Source organism: Pseudonocardia sp. KRD291 (assembly GCF_019263595.1).
In the GTDB taxonomy this organism is placed as follows: domain Bacteria; phylum Actinomycetota; class Actinomycetes; order Mycobacteriales; family Pseudonocardiaceae; genus Pseudonocardia.
Genome location: NZ_JADQDD010000046.1, coordinates 14,606 through 28,630 on the forward strand (window position 1 = coordinate 14,606; position 14,025 = coordinate 28,630).

9 protein-coding genes are annotated in these 14,025 nt (G+C 74.2%); 5 read left to right on the top strand and 4 right to left on the bottom strand.

Going from position 1 to position 14,025, the window contains the following annotated elements:
* Nucleotides 1–36 precede the first annotated feature (36 nt).
* Genes I4I78_RS09385 through I4I78_RS09395 form a run of 3 tightly spaced genes read left to right on the top strand, consistent with a single transcriptional unit; the run spans nucleotide 37 to nucleotide 5,595 of the window.
* Nucleotides 37–1,677 (top strand): NAD(P)/FAD-dependent oxidoreductase, encoded by a 1,641-nt coding sequence (locus tag I4I78_RS09385; RefSeq protein WP_308251989.1) that lies wholly within the window; start codon nucleotides 37–39, stop codon nucleotides 1,675–1,677.
* Nucleotides 1,678–1,705: 28 nt separating this feature from the next.
* Nucleotides 1,706–3,322, top strand: coding sequence for a bifunctional 3-(3-hydroxy-phenyl)propionate/3-hydroxycinnamic acid hydroxylase (locus tag I4I78_RS09390; protein WP_218610857.1), 1,617 nt, complete (start codon nucleotides 1,706–1,708; stop codon nucleotides 3,320–3,322).
* 41 nt (nucleotides 3,323–3,363) lie between these two features.
* Nucleotides 3,364–5,595 carry a CoA transferase gene (locus I4I78_RS09395; RefSeq protein ID WP_218610858.1) on the top strand — a complete coding sequence of 744 codons (2,232 nt, stop codon included), beginning with the start codon at nucleotides 3,364–3,366 and terminating at the stop codon, nucleotides 5,593–5,595.
* A gap of 40 nt (nucleotides 5,596–5,635) precedes the next feature.
* On the opposite strand, the gene I4I78_RS09400 is transcribed toward I4I78_RS09395, so the two are convergent.
* Nucleotides 5,636–7,861 carry an acyl-CoA dehydrogenase gene (locus I4I78_RS09400; protein ID WP_218610859.1) on the bottom strand — a complete coding sequence of 742 codons (2,226 nt, stop codon included), beginning with the start codon at nucleotides 7,859–7,861 and terminating at the stop codon, nucleotides 5,636–5,638.
* Nucleotides 7,862–8,058: 197 nt separating this feature from the next.
* On the opposite strand from I4I78_RS09400, the gene I4I78_RS09405 reads away from it, so the two are divergent.
* The gene (locus I4I78_RS09405; protein ID WP_218610860.1) at nucleotides 8,059–9,201 is read left to right on the top strand and encodes a ferredoxin--NADP reductase; all 1,143 of its coding nucleotides are present in this window, start codon (nucleotides 8,059–8,061) and stop codon (nucleotides 9,199–9,201) included.
* 90 nt (nucleotides 9,202–9,291) lie between these two features.
* On the top strand, nucleotides 9,292–11,391 hold the full coding sequence (locus I4I78_RS33560) for a PKD domain-containing protein (protein WP_218610861.1): 2,100 nt from the start codon (nucleotides 9,292–9,294) through the stop codon (nucleotides 11,389–11,391).
* Nucleotides 11,392–11,450: 59 nt separating this feature from the next.
* On the opposite strand, the gene I4I78_RS09415 is transcribed toward I4I78_RS33560, so the two are convergent.
* The 3 genes from I4I78_RS09415 to I4I78_RS09425 all read right to left on the bottom strand — a co-directional run.
* On the bottom strand, nucleotides 11,451–12,947 hold the full coding sequence (locus I4I78_RS09415; RefSeq protein ID WP_218610862.1) for an aldehyde dehydrogenase: 1,497 nt from the start codon (nucleotides 12,945–12,947) through the stop codon (nucleotides 11,451–11,453).
* The gene (locus I4I78_RS09420) at nucleotides 12,934–13,083 is read right to left on the bottom strand and encodes a hypothetical protein (RefSeq protein WP_218610863.1); all 150 of its coding nucleotides are present in this window, start codon (nucleotides 13,081–13,083) and stop codon (nucleotides 12,934–12,936) included. Before I4I78_RS09420 ends, I4I78_RS09415 begins: the two co-directional genes overlap by 14 nt.
* A gap of 48 nt (nucleotides 13,084–13,131) precedes the next feature.
* On the bottom strand, nucleotides 13,132–14,025 hold an 894-nt coding region (locus I4I78_RS09425; RefSeq protein WP_308251990.1), incomplete at its 5' end, for an enoyl-CoA hydratase-related protein.

Below are 14,025 nucleotides of genomic sequence, written 5' to 3' on the forward strand. Positions count from 1 at the left end.
CTAGTCTTCTGACAGCGTGTCCACTAGAGTTCAGGTGTGGGTGACGGTGCCCGGGTAGCTCCCGGTTCGGTCGACGAGGTCGACGTGCTCGTCGTCGGGGCCGGGTTCGGCGGGATGTATGCGCTGCACGCCCTGCGTGGCCGCGGTTTCTCGGTCCGGGTGGTCGAGCGAGGTCACGGCGTCGGCGGCACCTGGTACTGGAACCGGTACCCCGGCGCGCGGTGCGACATCGAGAGCCTCGAGTACTCGTACTCCTTCTCACCCGAGCTGGTCCGGGAGTGGGAGTGGACGCAGCGCTACCCCACCCAGCCGGAGATGCTGGCCTACGCCGAGCACGTCGCGGACCGGTTCGACCTGTGCCCGGACATCACGTTCGGCACGTCGGTCACCTCGGCCGAGTACGTCGAGGACGCCCGCCGGTGGGGGATCCGCACCGATACCGGCGAGGTGATCGATGCGCGGTTCCTCGTCCTGGCGACCGGCGTGTTGTCCGCAGCGGCGGTGCCCGAGCTTCCCGGGCAGGACCGGTTTCGCGGGCGGGTGGTGCACACCGGGTCCTGGCCCGACGACGTCGAGGTCGAGGGCCTGCGGGTCGGGGTCATCGGCACCGGTTCGTCGGGCATCCAGGTCGTCCCGCACCTCGCCGCACGGGCCGCCGAGCTGACGGTCTTCCAACGCACCGCGAACTACAGCATCTCCGCCGCGAACGAACCCCTCGATGCCGCGTACGTGCAAGAGGTGCGGGATCACTACGAGGAACTGCGCGAACGGGCCCGCTGGTCTTTCACCGGATCCACCGTGCCGATCATCCGCGAGTCCGCCCTCGCGGTCGGCGAGCGGACGCGCCGCCGGCGGTTCGAGGAACGCTGGCGGCGCGGCGGGTTCGCCTTCCTCGGCGCGTTCGACGACATCATGCGCGACCTGCGGGCCAACCGGCTGGCCGCGGAGTTCGTCGAGGAGCGGATCCGGGCCGCCGTCGACGACCCGGAGACCGCCGAGCTGCTCGTCCCGCGCGGGCACCCCATCGGGAGCAGGCGGATCTGCGTCGACACCGGCTACCACGCCACCTTCAACCAATCGCATGTCCGGCTCGTCGACGTGCGCGAGGCGCCGATCACCGGGCTGTCCGCGGAGGGGGTGCTGACCGCCGACGGCGCCGAGCGCCCCCTCGACCTGCTCGTCCTCGCCACCGGGTTCGACGCGATGACGGGATCGTTCGTGCGGATCGACGTGCGGGGCCGAAATGGGCGGACGCTGCGCGAGGCGTGGGCGGAGGGGGCCCGAACCTATCTGGGCCTGCAGGTCTCCGGCTTCCCCAACCTGTTCACGCTGACCGGCCCCGGCAGCCCCGCGGTCTTGTGCAACATGTTCCTGGCGATCGAGCAGCACGTCGACTGGGTCACCGGGCTGCTCACTCACCTGCGCGAGCACGGGATCGACACCGTCGAGGCGGATCCCGGGGCCGAGGCCGAGTGGGGCGAGACGGTCGCTGCGGCCGCCGAGCGGACCTTCTACCCGATGGCCGACTCGTGGTACTCGGGCGCCAACGTGCCGGGCAAGGCCCGAGGATTCCTGCCCTATGCGGGCGGCGTCGGCAAGTACCGCCGCATCTGCGAGGCGGTGGCCGCGGACGAGTACCGCGGGTTCCTGCTCACCGCACCAGTTCCGCAGATCTGACGGGTTCGTAATCCGAGAGGACCACCTGATGGAGATCGAGACCGATGTCGCCGTCGTCGGCGCCGGGCCGTGCGGCACGACTCTGGCCAACCTGCTCGGGCGGGCCGGGGTCCGCGCGGTCGTGCTGGACCGCGAGCCGGACGTCACGCCCTACCCGCGCGCCGTCGCGATCGACGACGAGTCACTGCGGACCCTGCAGACCGCGGGGGTGATCGACGATGTGCTGCCCGACCTGATCCGGAACGCGCCGATCCGTTACCACTCATCCACCGGGCGGATCCTTGCGCACGTCGGCCCGAGCGGGCGCCCGTACGGCTGGCCGCGGCGCAACCTGTTCCTGCAGCCGTTGCTCGAGCGTTCGCTGCGCCGCGGGCTGGAGCGGTTCCCGCACGTCTCGCTGCACACCGGCACCGAGGTGACCGGGCTGGAGACGAGACCGGACGGTGTCCGGCTGGAGGCGAAGGCTGGGGAGGGCCGGCTCGCGGTCGCGGCCCGCTACGCGATCGGCGCCGACGGCGGCCGCAGCTTCCTGCGCGAGGCGGTGGGTGTCCCGCTGGAGGGCAGCACCGCGCCCTCGCGCTGGCTCGTGGTCGACGTCGCCGAGGACACCCTCGACGCCCCGTACTCGGCCGTGTACTGCGACCCCGACCGCCCCACGATGACCATCCCGCTGCCGTACGCGCACCGCCGGTTCGAGTTCAAGCTGCTCTCCGGCGAGGACGACGACCGCGTCGCGGGGGAGGAGTTCGTGGCGGACATGCTGCGCCGCTTCTACCCGGGGGCGCTGCCTCGGGTGGAGGGTCGCCGGGTCTACTGGCACCACTCGCGGATCGCCGCGACCTTCCGGTCGGGGCCGGTCTTCCTGGCCGGCGACGCCGCGCACCTGCAGCCGCCGTTCTTCGGCCAGGGCATGAACTCCGGGATCCGGGACGCAACGAACCTGGCCTGGAAGCTTGCCGCGGTCACCGCGGGCAGGGCCGGCCCCGCCCTGCTCGACAGCTACGACGCCGAGCGGCGGGGGCACTCCACCGCGATGGTGTCCTTCGCTACCCGGGTCGGCTCGATGTACCAGCCGCGCAGCCGCCGCACGGAGGTCGTGCGGGACGGGTTCTTCCGTGCGGTGCAACGGATCCCGGGCGCGCGGGACTACATCCTGCAGATGAAGTACAAGCCTGCGCCGTGCTACACCGTCGGTGCCGTGGTGCCGGGGCCCGACGCCGGGTCGCCGGTCGGGCGGCAGTTCGGCCAGCCCCGGATGGAAGCGGCCGACGGCGCCCCCGGGCTGCTCGACGACATCCTGGACCGGACCGGCGAGGGGGCCGGCCCGGTCCTCGCCGTGATCGGGTTGACCGCCGACCCCGCCGACCACCTCGGCACCGCCGCCCGGGACAGGCTGGCGCGCGCTGGCGGGCACCTGTTCGCCGTCCGGCCCGGGGGCCCGGCCGCCCGGGCCGGAGCGTCCGCGCCCGGCCGGTCCACCGCGCTCGTCGACGCCGACGGCGCCTTCCGTGACCTGCTGCTCGCCCGCCCGCAGGATGAGGTCGTGGTGGTGCGCCCGGACCGGTACGTCGCAGCCGCGTGCCACGCCGTGGAGCTGGAGGGCGTGCTGGACCGGTTGCACACCCTGCTCGGCACCCCCGCCTGATCCGACGCCCGCTGACGACGAGGCCGACCCCGAGGAGGGCCATGACCAGCTCGGCCGGAACCGACTACACCCCGCACACCGAGCGCTCGGCCACCGGCAGCTCGATCGTCTCCGCCCCGCTCGCGGGTGTGCGGGTGCTGGAGATGAGCACCGGCCGCGCCGCGCGCACCGCCGGGATGCTGCTCGCCGACCTCGGCGCCGACGTCGTGCGGGTGCCCGGTGCCGGGGCGCCGACCTGGGACCCGGACGACCCCGGCACACCGGAACACCTCGTCGTCGACCGCGGGAAGCGGTTGCTCGCCGGCCCGGCGGACCTGCCGCGGCTCGCCGCCCGCGCCGAGGTGGTGCTCGACGACTCACCGTCCGGGGCCGCACCCCTGCCCGGCCCAGTGCACGTGGCGATGCCGCCGTACGGCACGGACGGGCCCGACCTCCCACCCGATCCGCTGCTGCTGGCCGCGCTCGGCGGGTTCGCCGGCCACCATCCCGCCGCCGAGCAGGACCGGCCGGTGGCGTCCGTCGTCCCGCTCGTGGAGGCGGTGCACGGCGCCCTGGGCGCGGTCGCCGCCGCCGCAGGCGTCCTCGGCTTCCGCACGACCGGGCACGGCCGGCGGATGGTGGTCAGCGGGCTGCACGCGTCCGCGGCCTGTCTGAGCACGATGATGCTCGAGGGTCTCGACGTCGACCGGGTGTTCTCGCCGGGGGTGCGGCTGCCCGGCTCGCCCAACTTCCGCGCCTACCGGTGCGCGGACGGGCTGTTCCTGCACCTCGCGGCCCTCACCGCGGACTTCTTCCTGCGTGCGCTGGAGGTCCTCGACCGGTTCGAGGTGATGGTCGCGCCCGGGGTGGAGGGGGAGTTCACGAACCTGCTGGTGCCGGAGATCGGCCGGCCGGTGGGGGAGGAGCTGGCCCGGACCTTCGCGACGCGCGACCGCGACGACTGGCTGGTGGACCTCGCTGCCGCGGGCGTACCGGCGGCGCCGGTGCGCACCCACGCCGAGTGGTTGGAGGGGGAGATCGTGGCGGCCGCGGCCCCACCGGTCGTGGCGGCGCACCCGGTGGTGGGCACCGTGACGATGCCCGGGGTGCCGGTGCGGCTGCCGGAGAACCCGGGTGAGATCCGGTACCCGGGCGGGCCGGACCACACGGTCACCGAGGACGAGGTCTGGCCCGGCGTGGTCCCCGCTGATCCCGCCGGCCCCACTGCGGACCGTCCGCTCGCGGGGCTGCGGGTGGTCGACCTGAGCACGTTCCTCGCCGCGCCGTTCGCGAGCACTCTGCTCGCCGACCTCGGCGCCGAGGTGGTCAAGGTCGAGACGATGGGCGGGGACCCCTACCGGGTGTTCAGCGCGTCGTACGCCGCGGTCAACCAGGCGAAGACGGTCGGCGGGCTCGACCTGGCCTCCCCGCCCGGCCGGGCCGCCCTGCTCCGCCTGGCCGGCGAGGCGGACGTGCTGGTCGACAACCTGCGCCCGGCGAGCATGGCCCGCCTCGGCCTGGACGACGCCGTGCTCACCACCGCCGGCCCCCGACTCGTCCGGTGCTCGGTCTCGGCCTTCGGGCGCAGCGGGCCGTTCGCAGAGCTGCCGGGGTTCGATCCCGTGCTGCAGGCGCTGTCCGGCCTGTCGGCGGCGCAGGGCGGGGCGGGTGATCCGGTCGCGACCACCGCTCCCGTCGTCGACGTGGCCACCGGGGCGCTCGCTGGATTGGGGGCGTTGGCGGCCCTCGTGGCCCGCGACCGGACCGGACGGGGCCAGCACGTCACCGCCTCGCTCGCGGCGACGTCGACGTTCCTGCAGCTCGAGGAGTTGACCACCTACGGCGGGCGGCCGCCCGTCGCGACGGGCGGCCTCGACCACGCCGGCCCGGGGCGGACCCACCGGTTGTACCTGGCCGCCGACGGCTGGGTCGCGGTCGCCGCGAGGACGTCGGCGCAGGTCGGGGCCTTCCTCGGCGCCGCGGGGCCGGATCCGGCGACCGAGCTGGCCCGGCACCCCGTCGCCCACTGGACTTCGATCTTCGCCGGCCTCGGCGTCCCGGCCTGCCGGGTCCTTCCGCGGGCCGGCGCCGTCCGGGACCCCGTGTTCGTGGCGGAGGGACTGACCCACGTCGTCCGGGACCCGGAGCTGGGCCGGTTCCGGATGGTGCGGTGCCACCTGGACGCGGGTGGACCGACCTCCGCGGTCGGTTGGCCCGGGGCGGCCGAGCTGCTCGCCGCCGCCGGCTCGCTGCACCCGCGGTTCGTCCCGGTCCCCGCGGCCCCGGCGCCGTGACCCACCCGGTCCGCCCCGGGGCGGGGCGGACCGGCCACGCTCAGCGCGGCATGCCCAGCACCCGCTCGGCCAGGATGTTGCGCATGATCTCCGTGGTGCCGCCGGCGATCGTGGAGGCCCGGGAGAGCAGGTAGGCATGTCGTGCCGCGGCGGCCGAAGGATCGGCGACGGCGTCGGCGCCCAGCGCAGCGAGGTGCGTCTCGGCGACATGCTGCGATGCCAGCGACCAGGCCAGCTTGATCACCGAGTGCTCCGGGCCGGGGGTCCCGCCCGCGGCGATCCGGCCGAGGGCCCGCCGTCCGAGCAGCCCGACGAGCCGGCACTCCGCGAGCCGTTCCGCGAGGTCGGTGCGGGTCGCGGGGTCGAGGTCGCGGCCCTCGAGCGTCTCCACGACGTCGAGGACGTCCTGCTCCAGCCGGCCCGCCATCATGATCACGCCGGAGCGCTCGAAGGCGAGGGTGGTCATGGTGACCGTCCAGCCCTTGTGCAACGGGCCCAGCAGGGCCGAGCGCGGGACGCGGACGTCGTCGAAGAACAGCTCCGCGAACCCGCCTTCGCCGGTGATCTGGGTGATCGGGCGGCGGGTGATGCCGGGCAGGTCGAGCGGCATGAGCAGGGCCGAGATGCCCCTGTGCGGCGGGGCTTCCGGGTCGGTGCGCACCAGGAGCAGGCAGTGGTCGGCCTCCATGCCTTCCGAGGTCCACACCTTCTGCCCGGACACCACGAAGTCGCCGTTCTCCTCGACCACCGCGCGGGTCCGCAGCGACGCCAGGTCGCTGCCCGAACCCGGCTCGGAGAAGCCCTGGCACCACACCTCGGTGCCTGCCTGGATCGCCGCGAGGTGGGCCTGCTGCTCGGGCGTGCCGTAGTGCATGAGGGTGGGGGCCACGTTGTTGACCCCGAGCACGCCGGCCAGGGCGGGCGCGCGGTGCGCGGCCAGCACGCCGTCGCACGCGACCTGGTCGACGATGCCGACGCCGCGGCCGCCGAACCCGGTAGGCCACTGCGGCGCGATCCACCCCGCGCCGTGCAGTGTCCGCTGCCAGTCCAGCCGGGCGGTGAACGAGTCATCGACGCCCCACGTCGCGCGGTGCGCGGGTAGCAGCTCGCGCACCGCGGAGTCGAGCTCCGCAGCGGGCCCGGTGTGCGCGGGCGCGACCGCCGCCCGGGCCGCAGCGGGGTCGAGCCGGGCGAGCTGCGCCTGCGGCCCGCCGAAGAGCGGTGCCGAGGCACCGGACCGGCGCAGGTACAGGTGGGCCTCGTGCTCCCAGGTGAAGCCGATGCCACCGAGGACCTGGATGTAGCCGTGCGACGCCTCGTGCGCGGCCGATCGGGTGCGCAGCAGCGCCAGCGCGACGGCTTCCTCCAACGCGCCGGGGTCGACCGCCGTCCCCTCGTCGAGCAGAGCCGCGGCGTGCCGGGCCGCGGCGCGGCTCAGCTCCAGCGACGCCAGGATGTCCGCGCAGCGGTGCTTGACGGCCTGGAAGCTGCCGATCGGCCGGCTGAACTGCTCGCGGGTCGCCGCGTAGTCGACAGCTCCCTCCAGGCAGTGCCCGACGAGCCCGACCAGCTCGGCGGCCAGCGCGGTGGCCGCCGCGGCCCGCCCGCGTCCGGCCGCGGCGACGGCGACCTCGCCGCGGGCGAGCACGGTGGCGGGGGCGTGGGTCAGGGCGAGGGTGCCGGTCGGTCGGGTCGGGTCGAGGCCGGCCCGCCGTTCGGCCGCGGCCGGGTCGACCTGCACCAGGACCGGCCCGTCCGGTCCGGTCGCGAGCAGCAGCAGCGCGTCCGCCTCGGGGGAGAGCAGCAGATCGGCCCGGCCGGAGACCCGGGCCTCGGCCGGCCCGGTGGCGGTGAACGCCTCCTCGCCGGTCCCGGCCTCGGTCCACGCGACGGCGGCGATCGAGCTTCCCTCGGCCAGTGCCGCCCGCAGTCGCGCGGCTGCGGGCGTGTCCGCGACCTCCAGTGCACCGAGGGCCCCGGCCACGCCGATCGAGGGCACGGGCGCCACCGCCCCGCCGACGACCTCCAGCGCCACCGCAAGCTCGGCCCACCGGCCGCCGGACCCGCCGGCCTCCTCGGGCACCGGAAGCCCGGCCACGCCCAGCTGGGCGAGTTCCGTCCACACCGGACGCTCGCTCACCGCCGCCGGGTCGCCGACCTGCTTGTGCCGGTGCTCGGCACCCCAGTGCCGCTCCAGGGCGCGTTCGACTGCCTCGACCAGCGCCGCCTGTTCCTCGGTGTCCGCGACGCCCACGTGGGTGCTCATCGACTCGGTCCCTCCCGGGCTCGGTGCCGGAACGCGCGGGCGGCGGCACCGGCCGCACCCGGAGGACGGGGGACGACCGGGGGACGACCGCGTCACATCGCGCCGGCAGTTCTTCTCCTGCTCGACAGAGACATACACTATGTCAGAAATGGGTCGCCGTCGACGGCGATCAGTGCCCCCGAGGTCTGGAGGAACCCATGGCCGAGCCCGCCGCTGCGCCGACCAGCCCGGCGGGCACCCCGCCGACCGGGGCCGTTTCGGGGGACGCCGAGGCGGAGGACACCGTGGTCCGGCCGCGCTCGCGGGCGTTGCGCGTGGCGCGGGTCGTCCGGGAGACGGCGGACGCGCATTCGCTGGTGTTCGAGGTGCCCGCCGGAGACGGCGAGATGTTCGCCTACCGGCCTGGTCAGTTCCTCACCCTGCGGATCCCGAGCGAGCGCACCGGCTCGGTCGCCCGCTGCTACTCGCTCGCGAGCTCGCCCCACGGCGCTGATCCCGGACTCACCGTCACGGTCAAGCGCACGGCCGGCGGGTACGGCTCGAACTGGCTGTGCGACAACGTCCGCGCCGGTTCGGAGATCGAGGTGCTGGCCCCGGCGGGTGTGTTCACCCCAGCCGATCTCGACGTCGACCTGTTCCTCGCCGCGGGCGGAAGCGGTATCACCCCGGTGCTGTCGATCCTGCGCTCCGCCCTCGCGGCCGGTTCGGGCCGGGTCACCGTGCTCTACGCCAACCGGGACGAGTCCTCGGTGATCTTCGGTGCACAGCTGCGTGCCCTCGCCGCCGCCCACCCGGCGCGGCTCACCGTGCTGCACTGGCTGGAGTCCGTGCAGGGCATCCCGTCCACCGGGCAGCTCACCGCCCTGGTCGCGCCCTACGCGGGCCGGGAGGCGTTCCTCTGCGGGCCCGGCCCGTACATGGACGCGGTCTCCGCCGCGCTGCGGGCCGCCGGCGCCGACGCGGCCCGGGTGCACGTCGAGGTCTACACCTCGCTGGGGGGTGACCCGTTCGCCGAGATCGTGGTGCCCGGTGCGGCTGCGGCGGAAGATCCCGACGGCGCGGTCCACGTGGTCGTCGAGCTCGACGGGGACACCCACGAGCTGACCTGGCCGGCCGGCGTCCGGCTGGTCGACCTGCTGCTGAGCAAGGGGATCGACGCCCCGTACTCCTGCCGCGACGGCGTCTGCGGTGCCTGCCAGGCCCAGGTGCTCAAGGGCCGGGTCCGGATGGAGTCGAACGACGTGCTCGACGACGACGACCTCGCCGAGGGACACGTCCTCGGCTGCCAGTCGGTCCCGGACCCGCTGGGTCCGGGCGAGGACATGCACGTGCGGTTCTGAGGATCTGCTGAGACTGCGTTGACTCATCGTCAGAAACGACCGTAGGTTCGGGGTCCCGCGACGCTGCGGGCAGCACATCGGGAGGTCGCGATGCCGGACGCCATCGACTGCTCGTCCTACTCCGTGACGGATCCGTACTTCGGGCCCCCGTACGTCGACCGCGACGGGTGGCGGGTGGAGCCCTACCCGCACCGCTCCGTCCACGGCGGGTTCGCCGACTGTGACACCCGGTTCACGGTCTGTCTGCCGGCCGCCGAGGAGTGGGGCGGCAGGCTCGTCATGCCGCTGGAGGGCGCGCACGCCGGGCACGAGGACTTCTTCGGCGGTGCCCTCGGTGCGGCGATGGGTGGGCTCGAGCTCACCGTGCGGCTCGGCGGCTACATGGTCGAGACGAACATGGGACACATCGGCGACGACGTCGACCCGCGCGCGGGGGAGGACCCCACCCTCTACGGGTGGCGGGCAGCGGCCGAGTGCGCCCGGTTCTCGAAGCACGTCGCCGAGCAGGTGTACGGCATCGCCCCGCACCACGCCTACGTCTGGGGTGGCTCCGGTGGCGGCCGGCGGTCCCCGCTGGTGCTGGAGAACGCCCCGGACGTCTTCGACGGCGCCCTGCCGTTCATGGGCGGCGGCGACGTCGCGCCGTTCCCGGCCACCGAGCCGGTCCAGGGCGCGCAGGTGATGAGCTTCGCCTGCATGTTCAACGTGCAGCGGCTGCTGCGTGACGTGATGGGCCCGCTGGTCGACGCGACGGCCCCGGGCGGCAGCGGGGACCCGTTCGCGGGGCTGACCACCCACCAGCGCGAGGAGCTCGCGAGCCTCTACCGGCAGGGATTCCCGCGCGGCGACGAGTTCATGATCGGTGCGCCGATGGGCCAGATCTGGCTGTGGACCTCGATCGCGGAGCGGCTGGTCGAGGCGGACCCGGACTATTTCGAGCACTTCTGGACCCGCCCCGGCTACGTCGGCCACGACCATCCGGAGGTCGTGGCGGGCGACGTGCTCGACGCGGTGGTCCGCGTGCGCCGCGTGGTCACCGTCGGCGAGCTGCTCACCGACCCGGCCTTCGCCGGGCCGGAGTACACGCTGATGCGGGCGACCGCAGGGATCATGGCGGGCAGCGGCGCCCGCGACCTGCCCTATGCGGTGGAGCTGGCCGACCTGCCCGACGGCTACCGGCTCGGAGCGGGGATGCGGGTCCTCGGCGGGGAGGCGGCGGGCCGGCGGCTCTACTGCAGCGGGACCGCGGGCGGGCTGATGGTGGGAGACGGGCAGGGCGAGGCCAACGCGCTGCGCTTCGCCGGGCTGCGGGCGGGTGACGAGGTGCAGGTCGACAACCGCGACTTCCTCGCGTTCTGCTACTTCCACCGCCATCACGTGATGACCGACGCGCAGTTCGACTCGCTGCGCTCGGCCGGCAGCCCGGTGTACCCGCAGCACCCGGTCCCACGGATGTCACCTCTGATGGGTGTCTCCTACACCGGGCACCTCCAGGGCAAGCTGCTCTGGATCCACCACACCCACGACTCGTCGCTCTGGCCCGGCCAGGGGCTCGTCTACCGAGGCGCGGTGCTCGCCGACCAGGGCGCCGAGGGCGCGGCGGAGCGCTTCCGGCTGCAGTGGACGGAGAACGCCGAGCACATCCCGCCGACGTATCTGCCCGGGGCACCCGGCCGGGCGAGCTCGACCTGGCTGGTCGACTACTTCCCGGTCGTCGAGCAGGGCCTCGCGGACCTGATGCGCTGGGTGGAAGAGGGGGTGCCGCCGGCGGCCACCACGTTCTCGGTCGCCGACGGCCAGATCCGGCTCCCTGCGGCGGCCGCCGAGCGCGGCGGTGTCCAGCCGGTGGTCTCGGTCAGCGCCGCCGGTCACCCCCGTGCCGAGGTGCCGGTGGGGCGTCCGGTCGAGCTGGAGGTGCGCGCCGAGGTGCCGCCGGGCGGCGGCACGATCGTGTCCGTGGAGTGGGATCTCGACGGCAGCGGCACCTTCCCGGTGCGGCACGACGTCGATGGCCGTGACTCCGCGGTCTCGCTGGCGACCAACCACACCTACGACCGCCCGGGCACCTACTTCGTCACGGCGCGGGTCTGCGCCCACCGCGAGGGGGACACGGCGGCCCGGTTCCGCCGGATCCCCAACCTCGCGTCCGCGCGGGTCGTCGTCATCGAGGGGACTACCGGCGAGGCCTGACCGGCCGCGGCACGGTGGCGGGAGGTCCGGGGCCTCGCCGCCTCGACCGCGTCTATCCCTCAGCCCAGGGTGAACGGGTCCCGGGAGAGCCCGGAGAGCTCGATCCAGATGGCCTTCGTCTCGGTGTAGTCCTTGATCGCGTCGGCCCCGTTCTCCCGTCCGACGCCGGAGAGCCCGACGCCGCCGAACGGGACCTGTGGGGCGACGGCTCGGTAGGCGTTGACCCACACCGTCCCCGCACGCAGCCGGGCCGCGACCCGGTGGGCGCGGTGCACGTCCTTCGTCCAGACCGAGCCGGCCAGCCCGAACGGGGTGGAGTTGGCCAGCTCGACCGCCTCGTCCTCGTCGGTGAAGGTCGACACGGCGAGCACCGGGCCGAAGATCTCCTCGGTGAGTGCCCGGGCGTCCGTGGGGAGGTCGGTGAGGACGGTCGGGCGCACGAAGTACCCGCCGAGACCCACGGGTTGCTCGCCGCCGCAGGCGATCCGGACGCCCTGTTCGCGGGCCGAGGCGAAATGTCCGAGGACGACCTCGAGCTGGCGGTCGTTGGACAGCGGGCCCATCTCGGTCTCCGGGGCCTTCGGGTCGCCGACGACTATTCGTTCGGCGCGGTCGACGATCCGGCGGACCAGGTCGTCGGCCACCGACTCGTGCACCAGCAACCGGGACCCGGCCAGGCAGGTCTGCCCGGTGGCCGCGAACACCCCGGCGACCACGCCGTTGGCGGCGGCGTCGAGGTCGGCGTCCGGGAACACCACCTGCGCGGATTTTCCGCCCAGCTCCAGGGTCACCCGGGCGACGTTGTCCGCCGCGGCGTGGGCGACCGCGATCCCGGTTGCGGTGGACCCGGTGAAGGCGACCTTGTCGACGCCGGGATGGGCGGCCAGCGCCTTGCCGGTCTCGGCTCCCCAGCCGGTGACCACGTTGACGACGCCCGGAGGGAACCCCGCCTCGGTGACCAGCTCGGCGAGCGCGACCGTGGAGGCGGGGGTGTAGTCGCTGGGCTTGACGACGACGGTGCACCCGGCGGCGAGGGCCGGCGCGAGCTTCCAGGTCAGCAGGAGCAGCGGGGAGTTCCACGGCGTGATCGCCGCGACCACGCCGACCGGCTCGTGCCGGGTGTAGACGAGGTAGTTGCTCTTGTCCGTCGGGATGACCTCGCCGTGGGTGGTCTCCGCGACCCCCGCGAAGTAGGAGTACCAGGCGGGCAGGCCGCGCATCTGGCCCGCCATCTCCCGCATCAGCTTGCCGCCGTCGCGCACCTCCAGTTCGGCGAGCCGGTCGGCGTCGCGCGCGATGAGCGCGCCGAGCCGTCGCAGCAGCTCTCCGCGGGCCGGGGCGGTCAGCGCACCCCAGGGCCCGTCGAGTGCCGCGCGCGCGGCGGCGACGGCTCGGTCGACGTCGGCCGCCGTACCGTCCGCCGCCCGGGCCCAGGGCTCGCCGGTGTAGGGATCGAACGACTCGTAGGTCCGGCCGGACTCTGAGGGGACGGACTGGCCGTCGAGATACAGGCCGAACTCGGGGAGCAGGGTGTCGGGGGCGTCAAGGGTCGTCATGGGCTACTCCTGGGGTCACGGTCGGCGGGTCGGACGGCGCTCGGACGACACCGCGGTCGCGCAGCGCCGCGATCTCGGTGTCGGTACGGCCGAGCGCGCGGAGCACGGCGTCGGTGTGCGCGCCGATGGCGGTCACCGCCGCCTGCCGACGCCGCCGCCGGGCCGCTCCACCTTGATCGCCCACTCACCGCAGCCGCTTCCGCGCCTCGCCGCGCGGGGTCAGCTGCTCGCGTCCCACGTTGCCGATCTGGGCATAGGCCAGGCCGTGCCTGGCCGCGACCGACGGCGGCTGGTCCAGCGACTCCCAGATCGCGCGAACCGTGCCCTGGATCGCCTGCGGGCGCCGGCCCGCGATCTCGTCCGCCAGCTCGCGCGCGGTCGCCCAGAGCCGATCACGGGGCACCACCTCGGTCACGATCCCGAGCCGCAGCGCGGTCTGCGCGGTGAGCCGCTCCTCGTTGCCGGCCAGGGCCCAGCGCAGCACGTCGCCGAGCGGTACGCCTCGGCGGAGCATGCCCATCGGCTCCAGCGCCGAGACCATGCCGCCGTTGGCGTGTGGGTCGAAGAAGGTCGCGTCCTCGGAGCAGATCACGATGTCGGACTCGTTGAGGAAGTACATCCCGCCGCCCGCGGCCATCCCGTGCACCGCCGCGATCACGGGCTTCCAGACCTGGTGTGCCCGCGGGCTCAGCGCCACGCCGGGATCCTCCTGGTTCCAGATGTTCTGGTCGCTCCACCAGGGGCCCTCGCGCACGTCGAGGCCGGTGCAGAAGGCCCGGTCACCGGCGGCCCGCAGCACGGCGACGTGCACGTCGTCGTCGTCGCGGACGTGCGCCCAGACGCGCGCGACCTCCTCGGTCATGGTCCGGTCAAAGCTGTTGAGCCGCTCCGGACGGTTGAGGGTGATCGTCGCGACGTGGGCGTCCACGGTGTACTCGACGGTCGTCAGACCGGGCAGCGGATCGCGCACCACGGTGGCCGGGTCGGGGGCGGGGGCCGGGGCGAAGCGCGCCCGCAGGTCCCGCTTGACGACCTTGCCCATCGCGTTGCGCGGCAGCTCGCCGATCACCTCGACCTG

Bases quoted from the DNA above. Each gene is read 5' to 3' on its own strand.
- I4I78_RS09390 (WP_218610857.1), top strand. From the start codon at position 1,706: ATGGAGATCGAGACCGATGTCGCCGTCGTCGGCGCCGGGCCGTGCGGC.
- I4I78_RS09395 (WP_218610858.1), top strand. From the start codon at position 3,364: ATGACCAGCTCGGCCGGAACCGACTACACCCCGCACACCGAGCGCTCG.
- I4I78_RS09400 (WP_218610859.1), bottom strand. From the start codon at position 7,861: ATGAGCACCCACGTGGGCGTCGCGGACACCGAGGAACAGGCGGCGCTG.
- I4I78_RS09405 (WP_218610860.1), top strand. From the start codon at position 8,059: ATGGCCGAGCCCGCCGCTGCGCCGACCAGCCCGGCGGGCACCCCGCCG.
- I4I78_RS33560 (WP_218610861.1), top strand. From the start codon at position 9,292: ATGCCGGACGCCATCGACTGCTCGTCCTACTCCGTGACGGATCCGTAC.
- I4I78_RS09415 (WP_218610862.1), bottom strand. From the start codon at position 12,947: ATGACGACCCTTGACGCCCCCGACACCCTGCTCCCCGAGTTCGGCCTG.